Annotated in this window: 29 protein-coding genes; 8 read left to right on the forward strand and 21 right to left on the reverse strand. The window is 69.5% G+C overall.

Annotation, left to right across the window (positions count from 1 at the left end; translation table 11 throughout):
- The first annotated feature begins 39 nt into the window (after nt 1–39).
- Together mutL and WMK75_RS00495 are read left to right on the forward strand one after the other, a co-directional pair.
- Nucleotides 40–1842 (forward strand): DNA mismatch repair endonuclease MutL, encoded by a 1803-nt coding sequence (gene mutL, locus WMK75_RS00490; protein WP_347265690.1) that lies wholly within the window; start codon nt 40–42, stop codon nt 1840–1842.
- 73 nt (nt 1843–1915) lie between these two features.
- Complete coding sequence (locus WMK75_RS00495; protein ID WP_347265691.1) at nt 1916–2287, forward strand: DUF3775 domain-containing protein; 372 nt, start codon at nt 1916–1918, stop codon at nt 2285–2287.
- Nucleotides 2288–2297: 10 nt separating this feature from the next.
- On the opposite strand, the gene WMK75_RS00500 is transcribed toward WMK75_RS00495, so the two are convergent.
- The 5 genes from WMK75_RS00500 to WMK75_RS00520 all read right to left on the reverse strand — a co-directional run bounded on the left by WMK75_RS00500 (nt 2298) and on the right by WMK75_RS00520 (nt 7325).
- Nucleotides 2298–3491 carry a PQQ-dependent sugar dehydrogenase gene (locus tag WMK75_RS00500; protein ID WP_347265774.1) on the reverse strand — a complete coding sequence of 398 codons (1194 nt, stop codon included), beginning with the start codon at nt 3489–3491 and terminating at the stop codon, nt 2298–2300.
- Nucleotides 3492–3560: 69 nt separating this feature from the next.
- The gene (locus tag WMK75_RS00505) at nt 3561–4610 is read right to left on the reverse strand and encodes a saccharopine dehydrogenase (protein ID WP_347265692.1); all 1050 of its coding nucleotides are present in this window, start codon (nt 4608–4610) and stop codon (nt 3561–3563) included.
- Nucleotides 4611–4627: 17 nt separating this feature from the next.
- Nucleotides 4628–5482: an NlpC/P60 family protein gene (locus WMK75_RS00510; RefSeq protein ID WP_347265693.1), complete on the reverse strand. Its 855-nt coding sequence runs from the start codon at nt 5480–5482 to the stop codon at nt 4628–4630.
- Entirely contained in the window at nt 5479–6873 is a 1395-nt protein-coding gene (locus tag WMK75_RS00515) for a leucyl aminopeptidase family protein (protein WP_347265694.1), read from the reverse strand. Before WMK75_RS00515 ends, WMK75_RS00510 begins: the two co-directional genes overlap by 4 nt.
- Nucleotides 6874–6950: 77 nt before the next feature.
- On the reverse strand, nt 6951–7325 hold the full coding sequence (locus tag WMK75_RS00520) for a hypothetical protein (RefSeq protein WP_347265695.1): 375 nt from the start codon (nt 7323–7325) through the stop codon (nt 6951–6953).
- 143 nt (nt 7326–7468) lie between these two features.
- Between WMK75_RS00520 and WMK75_RS00525 the strand changes: the two genes are divergently transcribed.
- Complete coding sequence (locus WMK75_RS00525) at nt 7469–8119, forward strand: carbonic anhydrase (RefSeq protein WP_347265696.1); 651 nt, start codon at nt 7469–7471, stop codon at nt 8117–8119.
- 9 nt (nt 8120–8128) lie between these two features.
- On the opposite strand, the gene WMK75_RS00530 is transcribed toward WMK75_RS00525, so the two are convergent.
- Entirely contained in the window at nt 8129–8845 is a 717-nt protein-coding gene (locus WMK75_RS00530; RefSeq protein ID WP_347265697.1) for a response regulator, read from the reverse strand.
- Nucleotides 8845–9360 (reverse strand): MarR family transcriptional regulator, encoded by a 516-nt coding sequence (locus tag WMK75_RS00535; protein WP_347265698.1) that lies wholly within the window; start codon nt 9358–9360, stop codon nt 8845–8847. Before WMK75_RS00535 ends, WMK75_RS00530 begins: the two co-directional genes overlap by 1 nt.
- 151 nt (nt 9361–9511) lie before the next feature.
- On the opposite strand from WMK75_RS00535, the gene WMK75_RS00540 reads away from it, so the two are divergent.
- Nucleotides 9512–10381 (forward strand): branched-chain amino acid aminotransferase, encoded by an 870-nt coding sequence (locus WMK75_RS00540; protein WP_347265699.1) that lies wholly within the window; start codon nt 9512–9514, stop codon nt 10379–10381.
- 64 nt (nt 10382–10445) lie between these two features.
- On the opposite strand, the gene WMK75_RS00545 is transcribed toward WMK75_RS00540, so the two are convergent.
- From WMK75_RS00545 to WMK75_RS00585, 9 genes are all read right to left on the reverse strand, one after another.
- Nucleotides 10446–10637, reverse strand: coding sequence for a hypothetical protein (locus WMK75_RS00545; protein WP_347265700.1), 192 nt, complete (start codon nt 10635–10637; stop codon nt 10446–10448).
- 71 nt (nt 10638–10708) lie between these two features.
- The gene (locus tag WMK75_RS00550; protein WP_347265701.1) at nt 10709–11173 is read right to left on the reverse strand and encodes a PTS sugar transporter subunit IIA; all 465 of its coding nucleotides are present in this window, start codon (nt 11171–11173) and stop codon (nt 10709–10711) included.
- Between the two features lie 77 nt (nt 11174–11250).
- Nucleotides 11251–11826, reverse strand: coding sequence for a ribosome-associated translation inhibitor RaiA (raiA, locus tag WMK75_RS00555; RefSeq protein ID WP_347265702.1), 576 nt, complete (start codon nt 11824–11826; stop codon nt 11251–11253).
- Nucleotides 11827–11983: 157 nt separating this feature from the next.
- Complete coding sequence (gene lptB / locus WMK75_RS00560) at nt 11984–12718, reverse strand: LPS export ABC transporter ATP-binding protein (protein ID WP_347265703.1); 735 nt, start codon at nt 12716–12718, stop codon at nt 11984–11986.
- Nucleotides 12719–12722: 4 nt separating this feature from the next.
- Entirely contained in the window at nt 12723–13208 is a 486-nt protein-coding gene (lptA, locus tag WMK75_RS00565; protein WP_347265704.1) for a lipopolysaccharide transport periplasmic protein LptA, read from the reverse strand.
- Between the two features lie 53 nt (nt 13209–13261).
- Complete coding sequence (locus WMK75_RS00570) at nt 13262–13840, reverse strand: hypothetical protein (RefSeq protein ID WP_347265705.1); 579 nt, start codon at nt 13838–13840, stop codon at nt 13262–13264.
- 3 nt (nt 13841–13843) lie between these two features.
- The gene (locus WMK75_RS00575) at nt 13844–14791 is read right to left on the reverse strand and encodes a KpsF/GutQ family sugar-phosphate isomerase (RefSeq protein ID WP_347265706.1); all 948 of its coding nucleotides are present in this window, start codon (nt 14789–14791) and stop codon (nt 13844–13846) included.
- 10 nt (nt 14792–14801) lie between these two features.
- A complete protein-coding gene (locus WMK75_RS00580; RefSeq protein WP_347265707.1) occupies nt 14802–15416 on the reverse strand; it encodes a ribonuclease H-like domain-containing protein in 615 nt (204 codons plus the stop codon).
- Nucleotides 15417–15528: 112 nt separating this feature from the next.
- Nucleotides 15529–15924 carry a hypothetical protein gene (locus WMK75_RS00585; protein WP_347265708.1) on the reverse strand — a complete coding sequence of 132 codons (396 nt, stop codon included), beginning with the start codon at nt 15922–15924 and terminating at the stop codon, nt 15529–15531.
- Here WMK75_RS00585 and WMK75_RS00590 point away from each other — a divergent pair.
- The 3 genes from WMK75_RS00590 (at nt 15923) to WMK75_RS00600 (ending at nt 18771) form a co-directional block, all read left to right on the forward strand.
- Complete coding sequence (locus tag WMK75_RS00590; RefSeq protein ID WP_347265709.1) at nt 15923–16627, forward strand: hypothetical protein; 705 nt, start codon at nt 15923–15925, stop codon at nt 16625–16627. The two genes, WMK75_RS00585 and WMK75_RS00590, sit on opposite strands and share 2 nt — an antisense overlap.
- Before the next feature lie 146 nt (nt 16628–16773).
- A complete protein-coding gene (locus tag WMK75_RS00595) occupies nt 16774–17031 on the forward strand; it encodes a helix-turn-helix transcriptional regulator (RefSeq protein WP_347265710.1) in 258 nt (85 codons plus the stop codon).
- Nucleotides 17032–17100: 69 nt separating this feature from the next.
- Nucleotides 17101–18771 (forward strand): SulP family inorganic anion transporter, encoded by a 1671-nt coding sequence (locus WMK75_RS00600; protein ID WP_347265711.1) that lies wholly within the window; start codon nt 17101–17103, stop codon nt 18769–18771.
- Nucleotides 18772–18780: 9 nt separating this feature from the next.
- On the opposite strand, the gene purU is transcribed toward WMK75_RS00600, so the two are convergent.
- From purU to WMK75_RS00620, 4 genes are all read right to left on the reverse strand, one after another.
- Nucleotides 18781–19665, reverse strand: coding sequence for a formyltetrahydrofolate deformylase (gene purU, locus WMK75_RS00605; protein ID WP_347265712.1), 885 nt, complete (start codon nt 19663–19665; stop codon nt 18781–18783).
- 87 nt (nt 19666–19752) lie between these two features.
- Nucleotides 19753–20643 carry a bifunctional methylenetetrahydrofolate dehydrogenase/methenyltetrahydrofolate cyclohydrolase FolD gene (folD, locus tag WMK75_RS00610; RefSeq protein WP_347265713.1) on the reverse strand — a complete coding sequence of 297 codons (891 nt, stop codon included), beginning with the start codon at nt 20641–20643 and terminating at the stop codon, nt 19753–19755.
- 96 nt (nt 20644–20739) lie between these two features.
- Nucleotides 20740–23589: a patatin-like protein gene (locus WMK75_RS00615; protein WP_347265714.1), complete on the reverse strand. Its 2850-nt coding sequence runs from the start codon at nt 23587–23589 to the stop codon at nt 20740–20742.
- 53 nt (nt 23590–23642) lie between these two features.
- Nucleotides 23643–24779 carry an iron-containing alcohol dehydrogenase gene (locus WMK75_RS00620; protein ID WP_347265715.1) on the reverse strand — a complete coding sequence of 379 codons (1137 nt, stop codon included), beginning with the start codon at nt 24777–24779 and terminating at the stop codon, nt 23643–23645.
- A 192-nt stretch (nt 24780–24971) separates the two neighbouring features.
- Here WMK75_RS00620 and WMK75_RS00625 point away from each other — a divergent pair, with 192 nt between their 5' ends.
- Nucleotides 24972–25745 carry a DeoR/GlpR family DNA-binding transcription regulator gene (locus WMK75_RS00625; RefSeq protein WP_347265716.1) on the forward strand — a complete coding sequence of 258 codons (774 nt, stop codon included), beginning with the start codon at nt 24972–24974 and terminating at the stop codon, nt 25743–25745.
- A gap of 5 nt (nt 25746–25750) precedes the next feature.
- On the opposite strand, the gene kynU is transcribed toward WMK75_RS00625, so the two are convergent.
- Nucleotides 25751–26998 (reverse strand): kynureninase, encoded by a 1248-nt coding sequence (gene kynU / locus WMK75_RS00630; protein WP_347265717.1) that lies wholly within the window; start codon nt 26996–26998, stop codon nt 25751–25753.
- Between the last annotated feature and the right edge of the window lie 2 nt (nt 26999–27000).

Genomic DNA, 27000 nt, shown 5'->3' on the forward strand with positions numbered 1-27000 from the left:
TCCTTGGCCGCCGCGCCACAGGATGCTAGATCTGGGGGCATGAACCAGCACGCCCCCAACATGCGCCCAGTCATCCGGCAACTGGATGAGGCCGCCGCCAATCGCATCGCCGCCGGCGAGGTGGTCGAACGCCCGGCCTCGGCGGTGAAGGAACTGGTGGAAAATGCGCTGGATGCCGGCGCCAGCCGCATCGATGTCGCCATCGCCGGGGGGGGCAAGGCGCTGATCCGGGTCAGCGACAACGGCTGCGGCATGACGGCGGATGATCTGCCGCTGGCGCTGGCGCGGCACGCCACCTCCAAGATCGACGGCGGCGATCTGCTGGACATCCGCAGCTTCGGCTTTCGCGGCGAGGCGCTGCCCAGTCTCGGCGCCGTCGCCCGGCTGACCGTCACCAGCCGCGCCGAGGGCCATGACGGCGCGCAGATCGCGCTTGCCGGCGGGCGCGTCAGTCCGGTGCGGCCCGCCGCCGGCAACCGCGGCACGGTGGTCGAACTGCGCGAGCTGTTCTTTGCCACGCCGGCGCGGCTGAAATTCCTGCGCGGCGACCGGGCCGAGACCCAGGCCGTGGCCGAGGTGATCCGCCGTCTTGCCATGGCCGAGCCGCATGTCGGCTTCAGCCTGACCGACGAGGACGAGGGCAGGCTGTTGTTTCGCGCCGATGCCGAGCCGGGCGATCTGTTCGGGGCGCTGCAGGCGCGGCTGGCGCGCGTCATGGGCCGCGACTTCATCGACAATGCCCTGGCCATCGACGCCAGCCGCGACGGCATCAGCCTGACCGGCTTTGCCGCCTTGCCCACCTATTCGCGCGGCGCCGCGGTGGCGCAGCATCTTTACGTCAACGGCCGTCCGGTCAGGGACAAGCTGCTGACCGGGGCCTTGCGCGCCGGCTACATGGACGTGCTGCCCTCCGGGCGGCATCCGGCGGCGGTGCTGTTTGTGACCTGCGAGCCGCATCAGGTGGATGTGAACGTGCATCCGGCCAAGGCCGAGGTGCGCTTTCGCGAACCCGACATCGCCCGCGGGCTGGTGGTCTCGGCCCTGCGCCACGCCCTGGCCGGGGCCGGGCACCGCAGCTCGACCACCCTGGCCATGGCGGCGCTGGATGCCGCCCGGCCGGAACCGGCGGGCCGCAGCTATCAGGCAGGCCATGCCCCGCCCCGGCCCTCGGCCCCGGCGATCGCCGCCAGCCTTGCCTTTCAGGCCCCCGGCTTTGCCGAAAGTGCCAGCGCCCGGGTCGAGCCCGAGCCGACCCCGGGTCCGGACTTGCCGCTGGGCGCGGCGCGGGCGCAACTGCATGAAAACTGGATCGTCGCCCAGACCGCCGATGGCATCGTCATCGTCGACCAGCACGCCGCGCATGAACGCCTGGTCTATGAGCGGCTGAAGGCGCAGGCGGCGGAAAGCGGCATCGCCGGCCAGGCGCTGCTGATCCCCGAGATCGTCGAGCTTTGCGATGCCGATGCTGCCCGCATTCTGGCCATCGCCGGGGATCTGGCGGCGCTGGGGCTGGTGATCGAACCCTTTGGTGGTGGCGCCGTCGCGGTGCGCGAGGTGCCGGCGCTGCTGCGGCGCCTGGACGCCGCGGCGCTGATTCGCGACATCCTGGACGATCTGGCCGAGCAGGGCGCCTCGGACCGGCTGCGGGCGCGGGTCGATGCCGTGATTTCCTCGATGGCTTGCCACGGCTCGGTGCGCGCCGGCCGGCGCCTGAGCGCCGAGGAGATGAACGCGCTGCTGCGCGAGATGGAGCGCGTGCCGAAATCCGGCCAGTGCAACCATGGCCGCCCGACCTGGATCGAGCTGAAGCTGGCCGATATCGAGCGCCTGTTCGGACGCTGAGCCCGGCTCGCCCGGCACAGCCGGTTGACCTGATCCCGCCAGAGCGCGACACTGCGACAAAAGAGGTGGCGCCATGCTGGAGATCAGCCCCGACAAGATTGCGCATGTCATCATCCGGGCCCGCGAATTCGATTCGGGCGTGAATGCCTGGGCGCATAGCGGCCAGCGCACCGGCGACGGCACCCGCGCCGAGCTTGCCGAATTCATCGCCGGCCTGAACGAGGACGAGCAGGCCAGCCTGGTGGCGGTGATGTGGATCGGCCGCGACACCTTCGGCCCCGAGGATCTGGCCGAGGCGATCCAGACCGCGAAATCCGAGCGTCGCAGCCCGACCGAGGACTATCTGATGGGCGAGCCGCAGCTGGCCGACTATCTCGAGGCCGGCCTGGAGGCGCTGGGCTATTCGCCCGAGGACGCCGAGGACGAATTGCACCGCCCGGTCTAGTGCCGCCCTCTCAGGGCTGGCTGCCGCGCCGGCTCAGCCGCAGCAGCTGTCCGGGGTCGGCGTCGATCAGCACCAGAATCGCGCCGTCCTGTTCCACCACGACATCGCGGACGCGGCCGACACCCTCGGCGAGGCGCTGCTCGCCGGTGACGCGGCCATCCTCGATGCTGAGCCGCACCAGCGATTCGGCGCGCAGCCCGCCGATCAGCGCGTCGCCCTGCCATTCCGGGAACATCTCGCCGTCATAGAAGGTCATGCCGCTGGGCGCGATCACCGGGTCCCAGTAATAGACCGGCTGCTCCATGCCCTCCCTGGCGGTGGCGCCGGCACCGATCGGCTGGCCGTCATAGTTCTGGCCATAGGTGATCACCGGCCAGCCATAGTTCCGCCCCGGCTCGGGGCGGTTCAGCTCGTCCCCGCCCATCGGCCCGTGCTCGACCGTCCAGAGCCTGCCCTGCGGATCCAGCGCCGCGGCCTGGATGTTGCGGTGGCCATAGGACCAGATCTCGGGCAGGGCCTTGTCGGCGGCAAAGGGGTTGCCGGCGGCCGGCTTGCCGCTGGCCGCGTCGATGCGCAGCACCTTGCCCAGATGCGACTGCAGGTCCTGCGACACCGCCATGTCCTCGGGCATGCCGCGGTCGCCGGTGGTGACGAACAGCGACCCGTCCGGGGCCGGCACCAGCCGCGAGCCGAAATGGTTCTCCGAGCCGACCGCCGGCTGCACCTGCAAGATGCGCTGCACCCCTTCCAGCGCGGTGCCGTCTTCGGACAGCCGGCCGCTGCCGACGCTGGTGCCGGTCCCGTCCTCGCCGCGCGGTTCGCTGTAGCTGAACCAGACCTGGCGGGTGCTGGCGAAATCCGGCGCGATCGCCACGTCCAGCAGCCCGCCCTGGCCGCGGGAATCGACCTCGGGCAGGCCCTGCAGCGGCGCTGACAGCTTGCCGTCGCGGTAAAGCCGCAGCGTGCCGGGCTTTTCCGTGATCAGCAGTCCGCCGTCGGGCAGCAGCGCCATGCCCCAGGGGCTGTGCAGATCCTCGATCAGCGGCGTGCGGGCCAGGCGCAGGGCGCGCGGGATTACCGGGGCGCGGGTCTGGTTGGCAAAGGCCGGGGTCTGGCCCTGCGCCTCGGGCGGGCGGTCGTTGAAATCCGCCAGGGCCGGGGTCGCGGCCAGGCCCGAGGCCATGAGGGCGGCAAGGATGCGCATACAGGTCAAGACAGCCTCCATCGCGGGAATATCTGTGGGTCAACTGCGGCGCCGCGGCCGCGTTCCATGTCAGGCATGGCCAATATGGCGGTCGAACTCGGCCGCGGCCCGGGCCCAGGCGCCGGAATCGATCTGCCCGAGCTGCAGCAGCCATGGCAGAAGCTGCGCCGCGAAGTCGAGCGAGCTTTCGCGCGGCAGCAATGAGGGCAGGTTGTCGATGGCGATGATGTCGAGGGGCGGCTGAACCGCCACGCGGATCGCCGGCCGCGCCCAGTCGGTCACGCGCCCGTAAAGCCGGATCGGGTTGAAATCGCTGCCCGGGTCGCAGGCCACGTCGCCGACTACCCGCAGCCGGCGCTCGGGGCCGGCGGCCTCGGGCGGCAGCAGCACCGGCGTCTGCGGCCCGGCCAGGATGCAGTTCACGAACAGATCATGCGCAAGGATCTCGGGATAGGGGCCGCCGCCGGCGGTCTCGGCCATGTCCCAGCGCGTCACCGGCACGCCAAGCGCCGCCAGCAGGTCCGAGGCGCCGCTGCCGACGCGGCCAAGCGCGCCCACGACGATGGTGCGCGGCAATGCGGCCCGGGCAAGATCGGCGCGCAGGCCGGTCAGCAGCTGCTCGCGGTCGGGCCATTGCTGGACCGGGCCGCAGATTCCGCCCCGCTGCTGCGCCGCCCAGGCCCGCAGCGCCACCGCCGCCCCGGCATAGCCTGCCCAATAGCCAAAGGCGGCCAGGCGGCGGCCATGGTCGTTCGTGAGGTATTCCAGATCGTAAAGCCTGCCGCCGCCCTGACGAAAGCGGCGCAGCAGCGCCCGGCCGGCGGGCTGGCCCTTGTAGGCATGGCCGAACATGATGTGGCGGTGGCGCAACGCCCCTGCGTCGCCGGGCAGTTCCTTGATGCCAAGGATGATGGCCTCGGTCGGAGCATCGGGCCAGCTGTCGCGGCGGGCGATGGCGGCACCGGCAGCGGCGTAATCGGCGATCGGCAGGATGCGATGCGGGCTTTCCTCGACGGTGACGGCAAAACCGCGGGCGCGCAGTTCGGCGACGCCCGCCGGGGTGAGCGCGGTGCGGGCCTCGTTTTCGCGGCTTTCGCAGCGGATCCAGAGATGCGGCATGCGGGCCTCGCGGCGGGTCAGGGGAAGGCTGCGGTCGGGGCGGGGGGCGGGCGGCGGGCGCCGCGGAACGGCCCCTGGCCGGCGGCGTCGATGCGGGCGATGGCGGCGGCGATCGGCTCGACGATCACCGCCATGGCAAAACCGGTGGCATGGACCATGCTTTCGCCGTCCAGCGCCAGCGCGACATGGCCGGGCCAGAACAGCAGGTCGTTGCGGCGGATGTCGCCTTCGGCCCGGGGGAAAGCGGCCTCCTGCATGTCGCTGTCGCCGGGGCAGGGCCGGGCGCAGGCCGCCATCGCCGCCTGCACCAGGCCCGAACAGTCGATGCCCCAGCGGCTGTTGCCGCCCCACAGATAAGGCGTGCCCAGAAGGCCAAGCGCGACCCCGGCCGGATCCTTGGCCGGCCGTTCGCCGATATGCTGCAGCGGCACGAAGCCGCCCTGCGCCAGCCGGGCGAAGCCGTCCTGCCGGTCGGTGACCGCCAGGCGCGCGCCCAGCGACAGGCCCATGACCTCGGGGGATTTCAGGTCGGGCCGGGAATAGACATGGCTGGCCGGCGCGGTGACGCGATGGCTGACCGGCGGCAGGTCCCGCACCAGCGCATCGGCGCGCAGCCAGCCGCAATAGCCGTCCGCCGCTGCCTGCACGAAGCCCCAGTCGCCTTCGCACTCCAGCAGCGTCAGATCGGCGCCGAAATTCAGCTGCCGGTCGCGCGCCCCCTGCGGCGCACGGCAGAGATCGGCCAGCGGCAGCGCCAGCCGCACCGGCTCGCCCAGCGTATAGGCCGGGCGCTGCACAAGGCCGCGCAACGCCTCCAGCGCCACGCGCTCGGTGGCCGGGGTCAGGCGGCGGTCGCTGAACGGGCCGGTCATGCCAGCACCTCGGGCAGGGCATGCAGCAGCGCGCGCATGGCCTGGCCGGTGCCGCCCTTGGGCCGGCCCGGCGCGGCACTGGGCTGCCAGGCATAGATGTCGAAATGCGCATAGCGCCGCGCCCGCTGGGTGAACCGGCGCAGGAACAACGCCGCGGTGATCGCGCCGGCAAAGCCGCCCGAGGGGGCATTGTCGAGATCGGCGATGCCCGGCTCGATCATGGCCTCATAGGGTTCCCAGAAGGGCAGGCGCCAGACCGGATCGGCATGGGCCAGGCCGGCGCGCTGGATGGCGGCGGCGGCGGTATCGTCGTCGCAAAACATCGCCGGCAGGTCCGGTCCCAGCGCCACCCTTGCGGCGCCGGTCAGCGTCGCCAGCGACACCAGCAGCTCGGGCGCCTCCTCATCGGCCAGCGCCAGGGCGTCGGCCAGCACCAGCCGGCCCTCGGCATCGGTATTGTTGATCTCGACGCTGAGACCCTTGCGGCTGGTCAGGATGTCGCCGGGGCGGAAGGCATTGGCCGAGATGGCGTTTTCCACCGCCGGGATCAGCACGCGCAGCCTGACCTGGCTGCAAAGGCCCAGCCGGGCCAGGGTCTCTGCCAGGCCAAGGACATTGGCTGCGCCGCCCATGTCCTTTTTCATCAGCGCCATCGAGGCCGGCGGCTTGATGTCAAGCCCGCCGGTGTCAAAGCACACGCCCTTGCCGACCAGCGTCAGCCGCGGGCCTTCGCCGGGAAAGCGCAGGTCGATCAGCCGCGGCGCCTGGCCGCCGGCGCGGCCGACGGCGTGGATCAGCGGCAGGTTCGCGCCGTGCAGATCCTCGCCGCGCGTGACCTCGATCGCGGCGCCGTGGCGGCTGGCGAGATCGCGCGCCGCCGCCTCGAGCTGATCGGGCCCCATGTCCGAGGCCGGGGTGTTGATCAGGTCGCGGGCGAGGAATTCCCCCGCCGCCATGGCCTCCAGCCGTGCCGCGTCCACCCCCTCGGGGCAGCGCAGATGCGCGCGCGGCGCCTCGGCCTTGCGGTAGCGATCGAAACGGTATTGCGCGAAGAGCCAGCCCAGGGCGTTGATGGCGGCGTCGAAACCCTCGGGCCGGTTCGCCAGATGCCAGTCGCCGGCCGGCAGGGCCTCGGCGGCGCGGGCCAGCGGATAGCGGTCGCGCGCCGGGCGGCTGCCGGGCTCGCCGATGCCCAGCAGCGCGCCGGTCAGCTCGCCCTCGGGGCCGGGCAGCGGGCAGAGCTGGCCCGGCTTGCCGGCAAAGCCCTGCGCCTGCGCCCAACGGCGGGCGGCGGGGGCGATGGCCGCGGGCAGATCGGCGCCCTCCGGTCCCGGCCGGACCAGCCAGAGCGGCAGCGAGGGGGTGTCGGGGTCGGAAAATCGCGGAATCATCGGCCTGCTCGTCATCATGGTGCCTGGTCGCAGCCTAACTGCGGCGCGGGGCGCCGCAAGCCCCGGCGGCCATGTCCTCAGCCGGTTTCCGCATCCCAGAGCATGGTGAGCGAGCGGTTCCCGATGCGTTCGAGCCGCGCCGAGGTGGCGGCAAGCCCCAGCAGGTTGCGGCCCTCGGCGCAGGCGCCGACATCGACCGCCACCCCGGCCAGCGAGACGAGGCCCAGCTGCCAGGCCAGGCGCGACAGCCGGTCGGCGCCGGCCGCGACCTCGGCCAGGCTTTCCTGCCGCGCCGCCTTGACGGTGCGGCGCAGGCCCGTGGCCAGCTGTTCCAGCGCGGCGCAGACCATCCGGGTCCCCGCATCCTCGCCCAGTTCGAGAAAGATCTGCTCAAGGCGCTGCGCGTCGATGCGGACCGGCTCATCCACGGCCAGAAGGGCAATCTTGGTCATCCGCGTTCCTTGTCCGGTGATCGGCTTCAGGGCTGCAGACTGCGCCAAACCTTTCAAGAAAAGGTTAGGCGGCAAGCGCCAAACCCCTCGAACTTTATCGGTTCTGCCTTTATGAAACGCGCAAACGGTAGATGAGGAAGCCCATGAGATCAGCACGTCCACTGCCGCATTACCTGGTGCAGCGCTATCACGGCTGGCGCGCCACGACCTATCTTGAGAACAGCGTCTGGTATCGCAACCTGGCCCAGCACGGCCAGCATCCGCGCGCCATGGTCATCGCCTGCTGCGATTCACGCGTGCATGTGACCTCGATCTTCGGGGCCGACACCGGCGAATTCTTCATCCATCGCAACGTCGCCAATCTGGTGCCGCCCTATGCGCCGGACGGCAAGCAGCACGGCACCTCGGCGGCGGTGGAATATGCGGTCAACACGCTGGGCGTCGCGCATCTGGTCGTCGTCGGCCATACCGATTGCGGCGGCGTGCACGGCTATCATGCCATGTGTTCGGGCAATGCCCCCGAACTTGAGGAGCCGACCAGCTTCGTCGGCCGCTGGATGGACATCCTCAGCCCCGGCTATGAACGCATCCGCTCCCTGCCGGCCGAAGAGCAACTGCACGCCCTGGCCCGGCAGGCGGTGCTGATCTCGCTGGAAAACCTGATGACCTTCCCCTTCGTGAAAACCGCGGTCGAGGAAGGGCGGCTGTCGCTGCACGGCGTGCTGCACGACATCGCCGACGGCACGCTGGAACAATACGACGGCAGCAAGGACGCTTTCGCGGTTCTGCCCTAGCGGTGCCGGTCAGTCCGGCACCAGCATGTAGCCGGTGCCGCGCACGGTCTGCAGATAGCGCGGCTCTTTCGGGTCGGGCTCGATCTTGCGGCGCAGCCGGGTGATCTGCACGTCGATGGCGCGCTCGGAATTCTCGCCCATGTCCTCGGCCGGGCTGCGGCCGAGATCCTCGATCAGCTCGCTGCGGCTGACCGGCTGGCGCGGCGTGTCGGCCAGCCGCCTGAGCAGCGCCTGCTCGGTGCCGGTCAGGCGCAGCGGCGCCTCGCCCTGCCAGAGCTCGCCCTTGTCGGAATCGTAGCGCAGCGGCCCGAGGCTGAGGAATTTCGGCCCCCGCGCCTCGCTCGCCGGCACGCGGCGCAGGATGGCGGCGATGCGCAGCAAAAGCTCGCGCGGCTCGAAGGGCTTGGCCAGATAGTCGTCGGCGCCGCTTTCCAGGCCGGATATGCGGTCCTCGGTGCCGCCCCTGGCGGTCAGCAACAGGATCGGCGTCGCCATCCGGCGCCGCAGGTCGCGGGTCAGCTCAAAGCCGCTTTCGCCCGGCATCATCACGTCCAGCACGATCAGGTCGAAATCCAGCCCGGCCAGCAGGCGCCTGGCGTGAACTGCGTCGCGGGCGGTGGTGACCAGGAAATCATGGCGCATCAGGAAACGGCGCAGCAGGCTGCGGATGCGTTCGTCGTCGTCGACGACGAGGATATGCGCCGCGGGTGGGGAATCGCTGGCCATCACGATTCCGGCATGTCCTTGAGGGCGCGGAACTGCAGCAGCGTGTCGCGGTCCATCATCGCCTCGAGCACCTGGCGAAAGCCCGCCACCGCCTGCGGGCCGGCGGCGCGATAGGCGGCGCGCATGCGCGCGCGCTGCGCCTCGGACAGGCGCCGTTCCAGGGCGGTGCCCTTCTCGGTCAGGAACAGCTGGCGTTCGCGGCGGTCGCGCCGGCCGATGCGGCTTTCCACCAGCCCGTCGGCGATCAGCATGCGCAGCACGCGATTCAGCGATTGCTTGGTGACGCCCAGCACATCCAGAAGCGCCGTCACCGTCAGCCCCGGCTCGCGATTGATGAAATGCAGCGCCCGGTGATGCGCGCGGCCATAGTCCAGATCGGCCAGGATCAGGTCCGGGTCGGCGGTGAAGGCGCGATAGGCAAAGAACATCGCCTCGATGCCGCGGCGAAGCTGGTCGTCGGTCAGAAACAGCAGGCTTTCGCCCCCGGTCGCGGCGCTGCCCATCTTGCTGTGCATGATTTCTCCGTAACGCATGGCCCTTATTACGTCAGGTTTGTTGACTTTCCAACCATGAACAGCTAGCCCGGAGCGCAAGTTGCGCAACTTTCTTGGCCAGGCCGCGCCTGACAGCGCAACATTCCGAAAATGGAAACTGCCGGAGGTGAACATGGCGGGCGCATATGACGATCGTGACGGAAAGATCTGGATGGACGGCAAGCTGGTGGAATGGCGCGATGCCAATGTCCACCTGCTGACCCATGCGCTGCATTACGCAAGCTCGGTCTTCGAGGGCGAGCGCTGCTACAGCGGCAAGATCTTCAAGGGCCACGAACACTCGCTGCGGCTGATCGAATCGGCGCGGCTGCTGGACATGGCCGCGCCCTATACGGCCGAGGAAATCGACGCCGCGAAAGAGCAGGTGCTGAAGGCGAACGGCTTTACCGACGCCTATGTGCGCGCGGTGATGTGGCGCGGCTCGGGGCTGGACATGGGGGTGTCGGCACGGCGCAACCCGGTGCGCATGGCCATCGCCGCCTGGGAATGGGGCAGCTACTATGGCGATGCGAAATGGCAGGGCGCGAAGCTCGACATCGCGAAATGGAAGCGCCCCAGCCCGGAAACCATCCCCACCGCCGCCAAGGCCGCCGGGCTTTACATGATCTGCACCATGTCCAAACACGCCGCCGAGGAAAAGGGCTGCTCGGACGCGCTGTTCATGGACTGGGAGGGCTATGTCGCCGAGGCCACCGGCGCCAATATCTTCTTCATCAAGGATGGCGAGGTGCACACGCCCCTGGCCGACCGCTTCCTGGACGGCATCACCCGCCGCACGATCATCCAGATGCTGAGGGACGGCGGCACCCCCGTGCATGAGCGCCGCATCCGCCCCGAGGAACTGGACGGGTTCCAGGAATGCTTCCTGACCGGCACCGCCGCCGAAGTGACCCCGGTGGCGCAGATCGGCGACTGGCATTTCCAGGTCGGCCAGGACACGCGAAAGATCTCGGACGATTACGAAAAGCTGGTCCGCGCCTGAGCGCCGCCGAGACAGACGAAGGCCGGCCGCGCGCCCTGCGCGGCCGGCCTTTCCGTTTCCGCGGTCAGACGCGCTTGCCGCGCTCGATCCGGGCGAATTCCGCCGCGCGGCGGTTGCCCGATTCGTCGCGGCCATGCGGCCGGCGGTGCAGCGCCAGCACGGCCGGGTGCAGACCGGATTCGCGGTCCTGCCGGGTGAAATTCTGGACGCGGCTCGCTCCGCCGGTGCGGATGTGATCGGCGAGATGTCTGGTCATCCTGGGTCCTCCTGGCGCCAGTTTAGCGCAGATGCGCGCGGATTTCACCCCCCACGCTCGGGCGGCCGCGCTCAGGCGGCCTTGATGCCCGGGGCCGCGGCCAGGATGGCGTGCAGCGCCACCGGGTCGTCATTGGCGCGCAGCTTGATGCGCAGGTCCTGGTCGCGAAGCGTGCGCGACACCAGCGCCAGCGCCTTGAGATGGTCCACGCCCGAGTTCTTGGGTGCCAGCAGCGCAAAGATCAGGTCCACCGGCTGGCGGTCCACCGCGTCGAAGTCCAGCGGCCTTTCCAGGCGCAGGAACAGGCCGACGACGCGATCCAGCCCGTGCAGCCGCGCATGCGGCAGCGCCACGCCATGGCCGACGCCGGTCGGGCCCAGGGTCTCGCGTTCCTGCAGCGCGTCCAGGGTCTGCGCGGCATCGACGCCATAGATCGTCCGGGCCTGTTCGGCGATCTCGTGAAACAGCCGTTTCTTGCTGGTGGCCTGACTCATCGTCCGCACCGCGGCGGGAGAGAGAATGTCGCTGATCTGCATGTCGCTCGAATTGTGTTGATCCCGGCCGCGACTGCCGCGGCCGGGACGTTTGGTTCTTGTGGGTGCCTCGGGCCAGTCTAGCGCAGATTGCGGGGGTCGATCCAGCCCACGTTGCCATCCTCGCGCCGGTGAACCACGTTCACGCCCCCATGTTTCTCGTTGCGAAAGACCAGCAGCGGGCTGCCGGCCAGTTCCATCTGCATCACCGCATCGCCCACGGAGAGCGTGGGCACACGCGCCTCCATCTCGGCGATGATCATCGGCTGCAGGCCATCGTCCTGCGCCTGCCATTCGTCCTCGTCGGCGGCCAGCACATACATGCCGGCCTGCTCGAAGGCAACCGGCTGGGTCCGGTCCTTGTAATGGTCCTTCAACCGGCGCTTGTAGCGGCGCAGCTGCTTGTCCATGCGCTCGCGGCACTGCTCGAAGGCGGCATAGATGTCCACCGCCCCGCCCTTGGCCTGCACGATCAGTCCGGTCGAGAGATGCACCACGGCATCGCAGATGAATTCATGCGCATTGCGGGAAAAGATCACCGTCGCATCCGTCGGACGCTTGGAATACTTGTCAAGGGTTTCGCCAAGCTGGGTCTTCACATGCGTCGAGAGGGCCTCGCCGACATCGATCTGTTTTCCGCTGATCTGGTAGCGCATGATGCTCCGTCCTTTCGGTTGCCCGGCGGCGGGATGCCTGTCGGCGGGTCGCCGCGCGGGTTTTTCAGGCAGGGCGTTCTTGCCCCGCCATGACATCATTTGGTGACAGCGGGAGGGTCCTGTCAACGGGGCGCGAAAGCGGCCGGGCACGCCGGGCTCAGCCCATGCGGAAACCCTCGCCCAGATAGACGCGGCGCACCTGCGGATCGGCGACGATCTCGGCGGTCGAGCCCGATTTCAGCACCAGCCCGTCGTGCAGGATATAGGCGCGGTCAACGATGCCCAGGGTCTCGCGCACGTTGTGATCGGTGATCAGCACACCGATGCCGCGGCTTTTCAGGTCATGGACCAGGGCGCGGATCTCGCCCACGGCGATCGGATCGACGCCGGCGAAGGGTTCGTCCAGAAGCAGATAGGCGGGATTGGCCGCAAGGCAGCGCGCGATCTCGACCCGGCGCCGTTCGCCGCCCGAAAGCGCCATGGCCGAGGCACCGCGCAGATGTCCGATCGAGAAATCGCCCAAGAGCTCCTCGAGCCGCTCGCGGCGCTGGTGGGTGTCGCGCCCGCCCAGTTCCAGCACCGCCATGATGTTCTGCTCGACGGTGAGGCCGCGAAAGATCGACATCTCCTGCGGCAGATAGCCGATGCCCATCTGCGCGCGGCGATACATCGGCAGGCGCGTGGCGTCCTGGCCGTCGATCAGCACCTGGCCCGAATCGGGTGCGACCAGGCCGGCGATGCAGTAAAAGCAGGTGGTCTTGCCCGAGCCGTTCGGGCCGAGCAGTGCCACCACCTCGCCGCGGTCCAGATGCAGCCCAACATCCCGGATCACCAGGCGGTTGCGATAGGATTTGCGCAGGCCCGAGACCCGCAGCCCCTCAGTTCCCGTCATGGCGTCACTTCCCCGGCTGCAAGACGCTGCGCACCCGGCCCGAGGCGCTGGCGGTGCCGCTGGCCAGATCGACCGTGACCCGGTCGCCCGCCAGCACATTGCCGCCCTGGGTCAGCAGCACGTCGCCGCTCAGCACGACATGGCCCGATTCGACATCGTAATCGGCGGTCCCTGCCTCGGCCGCGTCGCCGCCGCTGACCAGGGTGACATTTCCCTCGGCCTTCAGCGCGCTGATCCGGCGCTGGTCGCCCTGGGCATAGGTCACGCTGACCCGGTCGGCCGAAAGCCGCATCTCGCCCTGGCCGATCAGCACATTGCCGGAAAACACCGCGGTGCCGGTCTTCTGGTCGACGGCCAGCGTCTCGGCGGTGACCTCGACCGGCTGGCCGATGTCCTGGGCGCTGCCGAAACCGCGGTTCTGCGCCAGCGCCGCGCCGCCCGTCAGCGCAAGCGACAGGACTACGGGCAACAGCTGTCCGGGCCGGATCATCGGTCTTCCTTTCTGGCGCCCGGGTGGCGTCGCATCGCGCCACGGGCGCCGGGTCATGGCCGGTATATCAACCGGACTCCGCCGCTCAAATCAAGGAGGTGATCGCCCTTGCCGTCGCCTTCGGGGCGCAAATCCATCCGCCCCGCCGTCAGCTCGCCAAAGGGCGCCTGCACCGTGACCTGCTGATCGGAACGCAGGGTGCCGGCGCGCGTCGAGCCAAGGAACTCGCGGCCGGTCAGCACCCAGCCGTCGCTGGTGGTCATGCGCACCCCGTCGGTCAGCCGCAGGTCGGTGCCCTGCAGCAGCGCCGCCCCGGCCGACAGCAGGGTGACGTGGCCGTCGGCGGCGCGCAGGCGCAGGTCCACATCCTCCAGCCGGCCCGGCTGGCCGGCGACGCCCGGCTGGCCCTCGGCGGCGGTGATGCTCAGCTCGGCCCCGTCGCCGGTCACCCCGGCATAGGTCGGATGCGTCACCGCCTGGCGCTCGGCCAGGTCGCGCGGGTCCACCCTGGCATAGGGGATATTCGCCTCGGGGGCGGGCTTCTGTCCGAAGAGGAACAGCACCGACAGCAGCGCCAGCGCCGCCAGCGGCATCAGCACGCGCAGCCAGGCAACGATGCGCGAGCGCGTCATCGCCTAGACCAGACCCATGCGCAGGAAATCGTGGATATGCACAAGGCCCACCGGCCTGCCCTCGGGGGTGACCACGAACAGGCAGGTGATGCGGCGGGTCTGCATCTCGGCCAGGGCCGATTCGGCCAGGGCATCGGGCTGGATGGTGCGCGGGTGGCGCGTCATCACCTCGCCGGCGCGATGTTCGAGCAGGCCCTGCATGTGCCGGCGCAGGTCGCCGTCGGTGATGATCCCGCTCAGCCGGCCGGCAGCGTCGGTAACGCCGGTGACGCCAAAGCTTTTGCGGCTGATGGTCAGCAGCGCCTCGGCCATCGGCGCGTCTTCCGCCACCAGCGGAATTTCCTCATGCATGAGGTCGGCGACCCGCGATAGCTTGGCCCCCAGCTTGCCGCCGGGGTGGAAGGTGCGGAAATGCTCGGGGGTGAACTTGCGGTGCTCCATCAGCGCCACCGCCAGCGCGTCGCCCAGCGCCAGCGTCATCGTGGTCGAGGTGGTGGGCACGATGCCGGTGCCGCAGGCCTCGGGCGCCTCGGGCAGCACCAGCGCCACATCGGCCTGGCGCAGCAGCGTCGATTGCGGCCGGCTGGCCACGCCGATCAGCGGGATCTGGAAGCGGCGGGTATGGGCGACGATGTCGGCGATCTCGGGGGTCTCGCCGGAATTCGACAGCACCAGCACCACATCGCCCTTGGTCACCATGCCCAGATCGCCATGGCTGGCCTCGGCGGGGTGGACGAATTGCGCCGGCGTGCCGGTCGAGGCCAGTGTCGCGGCGATCTTGCGCCCGACATGGCCGGACTTGCCCATGCCCGAGACGACGACGCGGCCGCGCGCCATCAGGATCGCCTCGACGGCGCGGTCGAAATTCTCGCCAAGGCTGTCGGCCAGCAGGGCAAGCCCCTCGGCCTCGGTGCGGATTACCTGGCGGGCGGTATCAAGATAGACGCTCATGGCCGCTCATCTAGTGGTGGAAGATGTCGTTTTCATCCCCCCAGCCCAGCAGGTCCAGATGGGCGCGGGCGGGAAGAAAGTCGAAACAGGCCTGGGCGAGGCCGCTGCGGCCCTCGCGCGCCAGGCGCTTTTCCAGCTCGACCTTCAGCACATGCAGGTGCAGGACATCCGAGGCGGCATATTCCAGCTGCGCGTCCGACAGCTTTGCCGCGCCCCAGTCGCTGGTCTGCTGCTGCTTCGAGATGTCGACCCCCGCCAGCTCGGCCAGCAGGTATTTCAGCCCGTGCCGGTCGGTGAAGGTGCGCACCATCTTCGAGGCGATCTTGGTGCACCAGACGGGCTTGGTCACCACGCCGAAGGCAGCCTCGAGCATGGCGATGTCGAACCGGCCGAAATGGAACAGCTTCAGCACCGCGGGATCCGAGAGCATCCGCACCAGGTTCGTCGCCTGGCGCTGGCCGCGGGCGATCTGCACCAGATGCGCATTGCCGTCGCCCGAGGACAGCTGCACCAGGCACAGCCGGTCGCGGCGCGGATCCAGCCCCATGGTCTCGGTGTCGATGGCGACGACCGGGCCGAGGTCGAGGCCGTCGGGCAGGTCGCCCTGGTAAAGATGGATGCTCATGGCCTGGCCTTGCGCGATGCGGGTCTGGTCCGGCTTACCCCCATTCGGCCCGGTTGCGCCAGCCCCGTGATCGCTACGGGGCCGGTGCGCGCGGCGTTCCTGACGCTTTCCATCATAACCTGTCCCGGATCCCGACTGAAACACCTGCAAATGCCGCGTCGCCAGCGATAGTCCCGCCCGAACCGGAAACGAAGACAGTGACGTGAAATTGCATCGGATCATCCCGCTGGCGGGGGTGTCCTCGCTGGCGCTGGCAACGGCGCCTTGCGCGCAGGACAGCGCCGCCATGGTGCTGAGCCCGATCACCCAGGTCGCCGACGGCCAGGAGAAGGTCGTGGCCACCGGCGCCGTGCGCCATGAGACCCTGGGCGCGCGCGACCTGCTGGCCGAGGACCCGAGCACGGGCGGCCGCGTCGGCCTGTTCCATGACGACAACGGCCGCGGCCTCTCGGGCTCGCTTGCGGGTTTCGGCCTGCATGAGGGTCTTGACTGGCTTGCGATCATCCATGGCCGGTCTTCTCGGCGGCATTGGCGCGCAAACCCATCACAGAGACCTGAGTGCCGGCTATGGCCGCCTGCTGCGCAATTCTGGAGGTTGCGCAGGCGGCCTAAGCCTCTTCGGCGTATCCATCCCGACTTGCTGTGGCATCGACCTGTCCACCGGCCTGCGCCTCGACCACAAGCGCATTACCGACTGGAATGGCAACCGCCTGACCGGCGCCAGTGCCAATGCCACGCTGTCCCATGAATTCGCCGAGGGCTATGAGGTCTTTGCCGGCGCCTCGCGGTCCTGGCTTGGCTTTGACATCGGCGAATACGGGTTGCTGCACGCCCGCACCGCCGATTTCAGCTATAACGGCGACGAGAGCATGCCCTCGGGCGGCGCCGTTGCCCCGGTCGGCCAGCTGGCGACGCTGTTCGTCGATCAGGAAATCGCGCCATGCAACCTGAAGTTCGGCGGCAGCATCGAATGGGCCGGCATGCTTTCCACCGACGAGACGGCGGCCGCCGGTTTCTCGGCGCATGATTCCTGCACCGTGGTCAATGGCCATGGCGAATGGCGGCCGCAGAACTGCCAGAACATCGCCGTGCATCCGAACGACGATAACCTCTTTGACGAAACCCATTCTCAGCGGCCAAGCTATATGCAGCTCGACCGGCGCGGCGTGCAGCCGCTGTTCGCCCCGGCCGCACCGTCACCCTGGGCGTGAAGGCGGATTTCTGATCCGGCATCGCCGCATGTCCCGCAGAGGGCCCCCATGCAGGACCCATTTTTCTGTCCCGATCACGATGATGATGTTTGATCCATCAATATAGCAGTGCTAGACATGGATCATCACGGAACGGACATCAGCCCATGATGACCTCGGCCCAGATGCGCGCCGCACGCGCCCTGCTTGGCATCGACCAGCGGCAGCTGGCGGCGCTGGCGGGCCTGTCGCTGCCGACGATCCAGCGCATGGAGGCCAGCGACGGCAATGTGCGCGGCGTCGTCGACAGTCTGACCCGCGTCGTCGCCGCGCTCGAGGCCGCCGGCATCGAACTGATCGCCGAAGGCGCGGCCAGCGCCCCGGCCGGTCGCGGCGTGCGGCTGCGATCCGTCCCCGAAGGTTAACCGCGACGGCGACCGCCGGAAGGGCCTCCGGCGGTCCCGCCGCCCAGCCAGCAAAGGCGCGGCGCAGAGATGACCCAGAAGGCGATCCCGGAACCCGGATTCGCGGAGATGTTCACCCCCAAGCTGATCACCGTCCTGCGCGAGGGCTACGGGCTGGCGCAGTTGCGCGCCGATGCGCTGGCCGGGCTGACCGTGGCCGTGGTCGCCCTGCCGCTGAGCATGGCCATCGCCATCGCCTCGGGCGCCGATCCGGCGCAGGGGCTTTATACGGCGATCGTCGGCGGCTTTCTCGTCTCGCTGCTGGGCGGCTCGCGCCACCAGATCGGCGGACCGGCCGGGGCCTTCATCGTGCTGGTGGCAGCGATCGTGGCGCAATACGGCATGTCGGGGCTGATCCTCGCCGCCTTCATGTCGGGGGCGATGATGGTGACCATCGGGCTGTTGCGGCTGGGCAGCTTCATCAAGTTCATCCCCTTTCCGGTGACCATCGGCTTTACCGCCGGCATCGCCATCATCATTTTTGCCAGCCAGATCAAGGAAGTTTTCGGCCTGACCCTGGCGCATGAACCAGGTCCCCTGCTGGAAAAGCTGCCCGCGCTCTGGCAGGCGCGCGACAGCGTGACCCCGGCGGCGCTGGCGTTGGCGCTGGCCAGCGTGACGATCATCCTTGGCCTGCGGAAATACCGGCCGCGCTGGCCCGGCATGCTGATCGCCGTGGCGCTGACCGCGGCGGTGGTGGCGCTGGGCGGCGTCGATGTCGCCACCATTGGCTCGCAATTCGGCGGCATCCCCTCGACCCTGCCGGCGCCGGCGCTGCCCGATCTCGCGCCGGGGCGCATGCTGGAGCTGCTGCCCTCGGCGGTGTCGCTGACGCTGCTCGGCACCATCGAATCGCTTCTGTCGGCGGTGGTGGCCGACGGCATGACCGGGCGGCGGCACCGCTCGAACTGCGAACTGGTGGCGCAGGGGGTGGCGAACATGGGCTCGGCGGTGTTTGGCGGCATCTGCGTCACCGGCACCATCGCCCGCACCGCGACCAATATCCGCGCCGGTGCGCATGGGCCGGTGGCGGGCATCCTGCATGCGGCCTTCCTCTTGGGATTCATGCTGGTGGCGGCGCCGCTGGCCTCCTTCATCCCGCTGGCGGCGCTGGCCGGGGTGCTGGCGGTGGTGGCCTGGAACATGATCGAGCGCCCGGCCATCGCCGTGCTCCTGCGTTCGGGCCGGGCCGAGGCGGCGGTGCTGGCGGTGACCTTCGGCCTGACGGTGTTTCGCGACCTGACCGAGGCCATCGTCACCGGCACGGCGCTGGGCTCGATCCTGTTCATCCAGAAGATGAGCCGCGCCACCGGCATCGAGGCGGAACTGCCGCTGGTCGCCCGCGACCAGGCCGACTCGCGCCAGCCGCGCCCCGACCAGCCGCAGCCCGAGGATACGGTGATCTACCGCATCTCGGGGGCGCTGTTCTTTGGCGCCACCGCCAGCATCGGCTCGGTGCTTGACCGCATCCAGGACAATTACCGCCTGCTGGTGGTGGATTTCAGCGCCGTGCCCTTTCTGGATTCCTCGGGCGCGAAGCTGATCGAGGGCCTCGCCCACAAGGCGCAGCGCAAGGGCGTGGAGCTGTGGCTGACCGGCACGCGCCGCGACATGCGCCGGGTGCTGCTGACGCATGGGCTGCGCCGGCCGCTGGCGCATTACGCCGACAGCATCGACGAGGCGCTGGCGCGGCGCGGCTAGGCCCTTGCCTCAGCCCATGCGCTCGCTGGCATAGCTGCCGGGCGAGGCGGGAAAGACCACGGTCTTGTTGCCGTTCAGGAAGGCGCGGCGGTGGATATGGGCATGCACGGCGCGGGCCAGCACCTGGCTTTCCACATCGCGGCCAAGGCTGACGTAATCCTCGGGCGATTGCGCATGGGTGACGCGGATGATGTCCTGCTCGATGATCGGCCCCTCGTCGAGATCGGCGGTGACGTAATGCGAGGTGGCGCCGATCAGCTTCACGCCGCGCTCATAGGCCTGCTTGTAGGGGTTGGCGCCCTTGAAGCTGGGCAGGAAGGAGTGGTGGATATTGATGATCCGCCCCGACATCCTGCGGCACAGCTCATCCGAGAGCACCTGCATGTAGCGCGCCAGCACCACCAGTTCCGCGCCGGAATCCTCGACCACCGACATCAGCTGCGCCTCGGCCTGCGGCTTGTTGTCCCGGGTGACCTTGATGCAGTGGAACGGAATGTCGTGGTTCACCACCAGCTTCTGATAATCCATGTGGTTCGAGATCACCGCCACGATGTCGATGGGCAGCGCCCCGATGCGCCAGCGATACAGAAGGTCGTTCAGGCAATGGCCAAAGCGGCTGACCATGATCACCACCTTCATCTTCTCGGCCTCGTCATGGACGGCGAAATTCATGGCAAAGGGGCGGGCGGGTTCGACCAGCCCGGCGCGCAACTCCTCGATGCCGACCCCCTGCTCCGAGACGAAGCTGACGCGCATGAAAAACCGCCCGGTCTCGGCATCGTCGAATTGCGAACTGTCGGTGATGTTGCAGCCATGGCCGGCCAGAAAGCCGGCGACGGTGGCGACGATGCCGCGCGTCGTCGGGCAGGTGACGGTCAGCGTGTATTTCTTCATCGGCTTCTCCGCGTCAGGGGCTGGCCCCGGGGTTCCCTGCTGCAAGGAATAGCCGCTGTGCGCGCCGGGGCAAGACGCCCCGCATCCTCAGGCGGTCAGGCCGGCGGGTTCGGGCAGCCCGTTCGCGCGGCAGCAGGCGGTCAGCGTATTGGCCAGAAGGCAGGCGATGGTCATCGGCCCCACGCCGCCCGGCACCGGGGTGATGGCGCCCGCGACCTTGACCGCGCTGTCGAAATCCACGTCGCCGACCAGGCGCGTGCGGCCGCCCTCGTCGATGCGGTTGATGCCCACGTCGATCACCGTGGCGCCGGGCCTGATCCAGTCGCCGGGGATCAGGCCCGGCCGGCCCACGGCGGCAACCAGGATGTCGGCGCCGCGACAGATCCCGGCCAGGTCGCGGCTGCGGCTGTGCGCCACCGTCACCGTGCAGCTCTCGGCCAGCAAGAGCTGCGCCATCGGCTTGCCGACGATATTGCTGCGCCCGACCACCACGGCGTTCAGCCCGGCCAGATCGCCCAGCCGGTCGCGCAGCATCATCAGGCAACCCAGAGGCGTGCAGGGCACCATGGCCTTCTGCCCGGTGCCCAGAAGGCCGACGTTCAGAATGTGGAACCCGTCCACGTCCTTGGCGGGGGCGATGGCATTGATCACCGAATCGGCGTTCACATGCGCGGGCAGCGGCAGTTGCACCAGAATGCCATGCACGGCCGGGTCGGCGTTCAGCCGCGCCACCAGCGCCAGCAGTTCGGCCTCGGGCGTGTCGGCCGGCAGCCGGTGCTCGAACGAGGCCATGCCGGCCTCGCGCGTCTGCACACCCTTGTTCCTGACATAGACCTGCGAGGCGGGGTCCTCGCCCACCAGAACCACGGCCAGGCCCGGCGTGATGCCGGCCTCGGCCTTCAGCCGTGCCACATGCCCGGCCACCTCGGTCCGGATACGGGCGGAAAACGCCTTGCCGTCAATGATCGTCGCACTCATCCTGCCTGCTCCTTCGCGCTCCGCCCCCCATTGCGGATAGCGCCGGCACCGGCAGGCGCAAGCCCCGAGTGCGGGCAGGCGCGGATTCCCTGCGCTTCAGCCGGCCAGATAGCCCCGCACCGTCCAGGCGCCGATGGCCATCAGCGCCAGGGCGATCACCGCCAGCGACCAGGCCAGCATGCGCCAGAGCCCGGTCCAGGGCGACTCGCGGCGCCGCATGCTCAGCCGCAGCCAGCGGCCAAAGCCGTAAAGCAGCAGCCAGGCCGCCGATGCGGCGAGGATCAGCGTGAACCCGATGCCGATCGCCGCCTCCCCCAGCCAGGGCGAGGCCAGCGCGATCAGGAACCCGGCAAGGACCACCAGATAAAGCAGGTTATGCGCCAGCAGCCGCGGCAGGGTCTCGGGCAGGGCGGCGCGCGCCAGGCGGGTCAGCAGCACGCCCGAGGCGCGCAGGAACATGGCCAGCCGGTTCAAAGGCATGCGCAGGATGCCGTCCTCGGGCAGGTCGTCGATCATGCGCGACAGGATGGTCATGCTGCGGCTGGCCCAGGCGGTGACCTGGCGCGGATGCGGGCCGACGGGCTTCAGCGCCTTGTAATGCGCCTCGAAGCGCGCGCGGTCCATCGCCGGCACCGCGCCCGCACCCAGGGCGTGGCGCAGCGTGTCGTCAAAGCTCTGGTCGTCGATGTCTTCCTTGCGCAGCTTGGCCTTGAGCAGCGCCAGCTGGCGGCGGCGGCCGCTGTCGCGGCTGGCGTCGTATTCCTCTTGCAGGATGTGGTCCTGCAGCCTTTCGATCCATTCCCGGCGCTCGGGCTCGGGGCGCTCGGCCATCAGCGCGCCAATGATGCGTTCGGCCCCGTCAAGCCGGCCCCAGAGAATGTCGTGCTCGCGCCAGTCCCGGTCGAGAAAACCGCCGAAGGCCGCGACCCGGATGCCGGCCAGCTTGGCGGGATCGGGGTTCAGGCTGCTGTCGGCCGGGCTGATGCGGAACACGCCGACCTCGGCATGCTCTTGCGATTCCGTGCCCTCGAGGAAGGAAAAGGTCAGCATGTCATGCCAGTGAAAGCTGTCGTAGATGCGCAGCAGATCCTGCATGTCCGGCCGGGCCAGCGCCGCGCGGATGCGCTGGCTGCTGTCGTCGAAGGCCTTGCGCAGCTGTGCGCCCAGCCCCTGCAGCGCGTGATCGACCCGGCCGCGGATGTCGGGATCCTGATAGACCGCGGTCGCCGCATCCCGGCGGGCCGCGTCCGTGGGCATCTGCATCACCCGGGTATAGTGTTCGGAGATGCGCGTGTTCAGCAGTTCGATCCCTTCGGGCTTCAGCAGTTGCTGCGCCGCGCTCTGGTCGGGGTGGAAGCGCCGGCGCAGGCCGGTCAGTTCACGCTCGATCTCGTTGCGCAGATGCATCAGCACCTCGTGCGGCAATCCGGTGCGCAGCGTCTCGCCCGGGGTGCGGGCGCCCGGATCAAGCTGCTCGTCGACATGGGCGCGCAGATGCGTCAGCCGGCGCAGGCGGAAATCCAGATCGAACCAGGCCAGATACAGCAGTTCCGTGCGCTTTCCCCTGGCGTGATAGGCGCTGAAATTCGCGTCGCGCCAGGCGCGCATGATCTGGCGCAGATATTGCGCCACATCCGAATCAGCCTCATGGCCGGCCAGACGCGCCACCATGGCGCAAAGCACGTCGGTGGTGCCATAGACGCGCAGGTGGTGATAAAGCGGATAGCTTTGCGGATAGACATGCGCGCCGGCCGCGGGATCGCGCAGCGCCATCAGCTGGGCCAGGTCCATATCCTCAAGCCCCTCGGGCTTGTTCATCGCCACCATGCTGCGCCCGCTGTCGGCCAGCTGCTGCTGGTCCTCGCGCCAGCGGCCCTGCAGCGCGGCCAGCCGCTCCAGCCGGCGGTTCATCCGGGCTATGCTGCGGATGTCCTCGCGGATGGTTTCATAGCGCGGCAGGTCGGTCAGGGCGAGGCGGGCGTTCTGGACGAAATCCACGCTGCGCGACGGATCGCCCGTGCCCAGCGCCCGGTCGGGGAACGGATCGATGAACAACAGCTTGCGCTCGCCCGGCAGCCGGGTCGGGCGCTGCGGGATCAGTTCGGTTGCATGGCTGAAGGGGCGGTTGTCCAGATAGCCGCCGTCGGCGAACAGGCGCTGCTCGTAATCCGGGATGCCGGCAAAGAAGCGGGCATCGGCCGGCCTGCGCGCCTCCTTCGGCAGGTCGGCATGGCGCATCGGCGCAAAGGCCACCGGGAAGGACGAGGTGCAGCGCGCGGCAAAGGCCAGCATGCCGTCATTGTCCTGAAAATCGTTGCGGATGCCGTCATGGACGAAATGGAACACGGTCTTGTGGATCTTTTCATCCAGCTGCGCCCCCGGCAGCTGCATGGGCGCGTCGCGGCCGCGGATGTCGGTCGCGGTGACGAACAGATCCAGCGATTCGGCCAGCGGCGCGTCGCCCTTCGGCATGGCGGCAAGCGACTCGCGCAGAAGCTGCACCATATGGCCGCCGTCCAGCAGCGACTCGACCGGGCGCAGCATCGCCTGCGCGCCGCCGCGGTCGTTCAGCAGCCCGCCGATGTCGGCCTTTTCCGTCCAGGCCCGGCGCAGGCTGTCGAGGTCGCGGCAGCCCAGCGCCAGGGCCTTGGCCAGCGCGACGCCGTTGATGCCGCCGGCGGAACTGCCCGAGATGATGTCGATGACAAAGCGCTTGCGCCCGCCGCCGCGGCCCAGGGCCTGCGACAGCTGGCGATACAGCCGCTCTCCATCGTTCAGCGCCGTCTCGGGCAGGTCGGCGCTGCCGCGGACCATGCGCAGCAACTCTTGTGCGATGCCGTTCATGTAGATGGCCAGCGATACGCCGCCGTAAAGGACCACGGCCAGGCGCACCTCGCCGGTGACCTGCCGTTCCTGCGTCTGCCCCTGCGTGCCGCTCCGGTCCATGGTCCCCCCGCCGGCCAAGCATAGACCAGGATGCGCGATTCGGTGCCGGGCAATCAGCCGGCGGCGTGCAGAACCTTGCACAATTGCGCCGGGCCGGGCGCGAAGGGATTGCCCTTCATCGAGGAGCTGGTCAGCGCGGCCTCGGCCACGGCTGCATGCGCGGCGGGGTCCAGCCCCTGCTGGCGCAGCCCGGGCAGGCCGGCCTGTCGCGCCCAGCGGGCCAGCGCCTCGGGGGCGTCACCGGGCGCGCAGGCCAGGACGCGGGCGATCTCATGGCAGACCTCGTCGATGCGGGCGGGATCGGGGGCGTATTCGCGGTTCATGCGCAGCACCGGGCCCAGCAGCGCGCCGCAGATCGCGCCATGCGCCGCGCCGGTCACGCCGCCGATCACCCCGGCCAGCCCGTGCACGGCGCCCAGCCCGCCATTGGCCAGCGCCATGCCGCCGCACAGGCTGACCCAGGCCATGCGGTCGCGCGCCGCGCTGTCCTCGGCCTGCATCAGCCGCACGAGCGCCGCCAGCCCGGGGCCGATTGCCGGCCGGGTCAGCGCATCGGTAAAGGGCGTGGCGCGGCCCGAGACCCAGGGCTCGATCACCTGCGCCAGCGCGTCCAGCCCCGAGGCCAGCGTCACCCGGCGCGGGCAATGATCGGTCAGTGCCGGATCGACGATGGCCAGGCGCGGCAGCATGCGCTCGTCGCGGATCGAGACCTTGCGCCCGTGCCCGGGCAGGCCGATCACCGCATTGCGCGTCGCCTCGGCCCCGGTGCCGGCGGTGCTGGGCAGGGCGACGAAGGGCAGGGGCGGCACCGCCAGCGGCAGGCCGCGCCCGACCACCTCGAGATGGTCCATGATGCCGCCAGGGGCCGGGATCAGTGCCGCCAGCGCCTTGCCCATGTCCAGCGCCGCGCCGCCGCCCAGCGCCGCCACCCAGTCGAAACCTTGCCCGCGCAGGCCCTCCAGCGCCGCCTCAAGCATGGGCAGATCCGGCTCGCCCGGGCAGGCGAGGCCGCGCAGTTCGGCGCCTTCGGCCGTCAGCGCCGCGCGCAGCCAGGCGGCGCGGCTGGCATCGGCGCCATGCACCAGCAGGCCGCGGCGGCCGAAAGCCAGCAGCGCCGCCGGCGCCTCTTGCGCCGTGCCGCGGCCAAAGACCACGCGCCCGGGCAGGGCGATCTGGAATGTCGGGATCATCGCAGCTCCTTTGCGGTGGCGGCCAGCGCTGCCGGGCAGGCTGCCCGCTGCCCCGGTTCCGGTCAAGCGGCTTTCGTTTCCCCGGCGATCCGGTCCGATCCGAACATTGGCGCTGGCGCCACGGCCGGCAAGGAAAGCTTGCGCGCAGGCGTGGATGGCATAGATTGGCCGGAACCGTGACAGGAGGCGCGATTGGCCCTCAGCATCCGCCAGGCCGAGATCCTGGAACTGGTCCGCGCCGAGGGCCGGGTGCTGGTCGACGAACTGGCGCAGCGCTTCGATGTCACGCTGCAGACCATCCGCCGCGATCTGGGCGAAATGGCCGAACTTGGGTTGCTCGACCGGGTGCATGGCGGCGCCGTGCCGCGCGCGGGCGCGGTGAACCTTGGCTATGAGGCGCGCCGGCGTCTGAACGCCGAGGCCAAGGCCGCCATCGGCGCCGCCTGCGCCGCCGAGATTCCCGACAACTGCAGCCTGATCCTGAATCTTGGCACCACCACCGAGGCGGTGGCCCAGGCGCTGGTGCATCACTCCAATATCACCGTGGTCACCAACAACATGAACGTGGCCAATATCCTGCTGGCCAATCCGGGCTGCGAGATCATGGTGGCGGGCGGGGCGCTGCGGCGCTCGGACGGCGGGCTGGTGGGGGAACTGACCACGCAGTTCTTCGAACAGTTCAAGGTCGATTACGCGGTGATCGGCACCTCGGCGCTGGACCCGGACGGCGACCTGCTGGATTTCGACCTGGCCGAGGTGCGCGTCAGCCGCGCCATCCTGCGCCAGTCGCGCCGCGCCTTTCTGGTCAGCGACCATTCCAAGCTGGGTCGGCCGGCGCCGGCGCGCATCGCCAGCCTGGCCGAGATCGACACCATGTTCACCGACCGGCCGCTGCCCGTGCCCCTGGCTGAGCGCTGCGCCGCCTGGGGCACGCGGATCCGCCTGTGCCCGCCGCCGCGCGGCTAGGCGGTTCAGGTCACCGCGGCGCGCAGGGCAAAACGCGGGTCCTTCCAGCTTTCGCTTTCCAGCACCTCGGCCAGAACCGTGGCGGCGGTATGGACATCGGCAAAGCGCAGGTAAAGCGGGGCAAAGCCGAAGCGCAGCGTCGCCGGGGCGCGGAAATCGCCGATGACGCCGCGCGCGATCAGCGCCTGCATCACCGGCCAGGCGTGTGCGTGGCGAAACGAGACCTGGCTGCCGCGCCTTTCGCCGTCGCGCGGGGTTTCCAGTTCCAGCCCGTGCCCGGCGCAAAGCCCCTCGACCAGGCGGATGAACAGATCGGTCAGCGCCTGGCTTTTCTTGCGCAGTGCCGCCATGTCCACGCCATCCCAGACCTGCAGCGCGCCTTTCAGCGCGCGCATGGACAGCATCGGCTGCGTGCCGCATTGAAAGCGGCGGATGCCGGGGTCGCCCTCGTAGCCGGTCTCGAAGGCAAAGGGCCGGGCATGGCCCCACCAGCCGCTGAGCGGCTGGTTTGCCGCGCCCAGATGCCGGCTGGCGACATAGATGAAGGCCGGCGATCCTGGGCCGCCGTTCAGGTATTTGTAGGTGCAGCCCACGGCGAAATCGGCCCCTGCCGCATCCAGATCCACCGGCAGCGCCCCGGCGGAATGGCACAGGTCCCAGACGGCAAGGGCGCCGGCATCGTGGATGAGCCGGGTCAGCGCCGCCATGTCGCGCAGTTCGCCGGTCTTGTAATTCACATGGTTGACCAGTACCGCCCCGACATCCGGACCCAGCAGGTCCTCGATTTCCGGCGCGTCCACGCCCTCAAGCCGCAGGCTGGCGCCGGGCAGGGTGGCGACCACGCCCTCGGCCATATAAAGGTCGGTGGGAAAGCTGCCGCTTTCGGCGACGATCGCCTGGCGACCGGGGCGCAGGCCCATGGCGGCATGCAGGGCCTTGAAGACATTGACCGAGGTCGTGTCGGCCACCACCACCTGTCCCGGCGCCGCGCCAATCAGTCGGCCGATGGCGTCGCCCAGTTGCAGCGGCAGGTCGAACCAGCCGGCGCTGTTCCAGCTGCGGATCAACTCGCGCTGCCATTCCTGGCTGGCGGCCAGCGCCAGTTCGTGCTGCGCCGCGCGCGAGGCCGGGCCCAGCGAGTTTCCGTCCAGATAGATCTCGTCCGGGGGCAGCAGGAACGCGTCGCGCAGATCGCGCAGCGGGTCTGCGGCATCCATCGCCTCGATCTCGGCAAGGGCAGGCAGGCTGGTCATCG

The sequence above is a fragment of the Paracoccus sp. (in: a-proteobacteria) genome, from assembly GCF_039808215.1.
Lineage (GTDB): Bacteria > Pseudomonadota > Alphaproteobacteria > Rhodobacterales > Rhodobacteraceae > Paracoccus.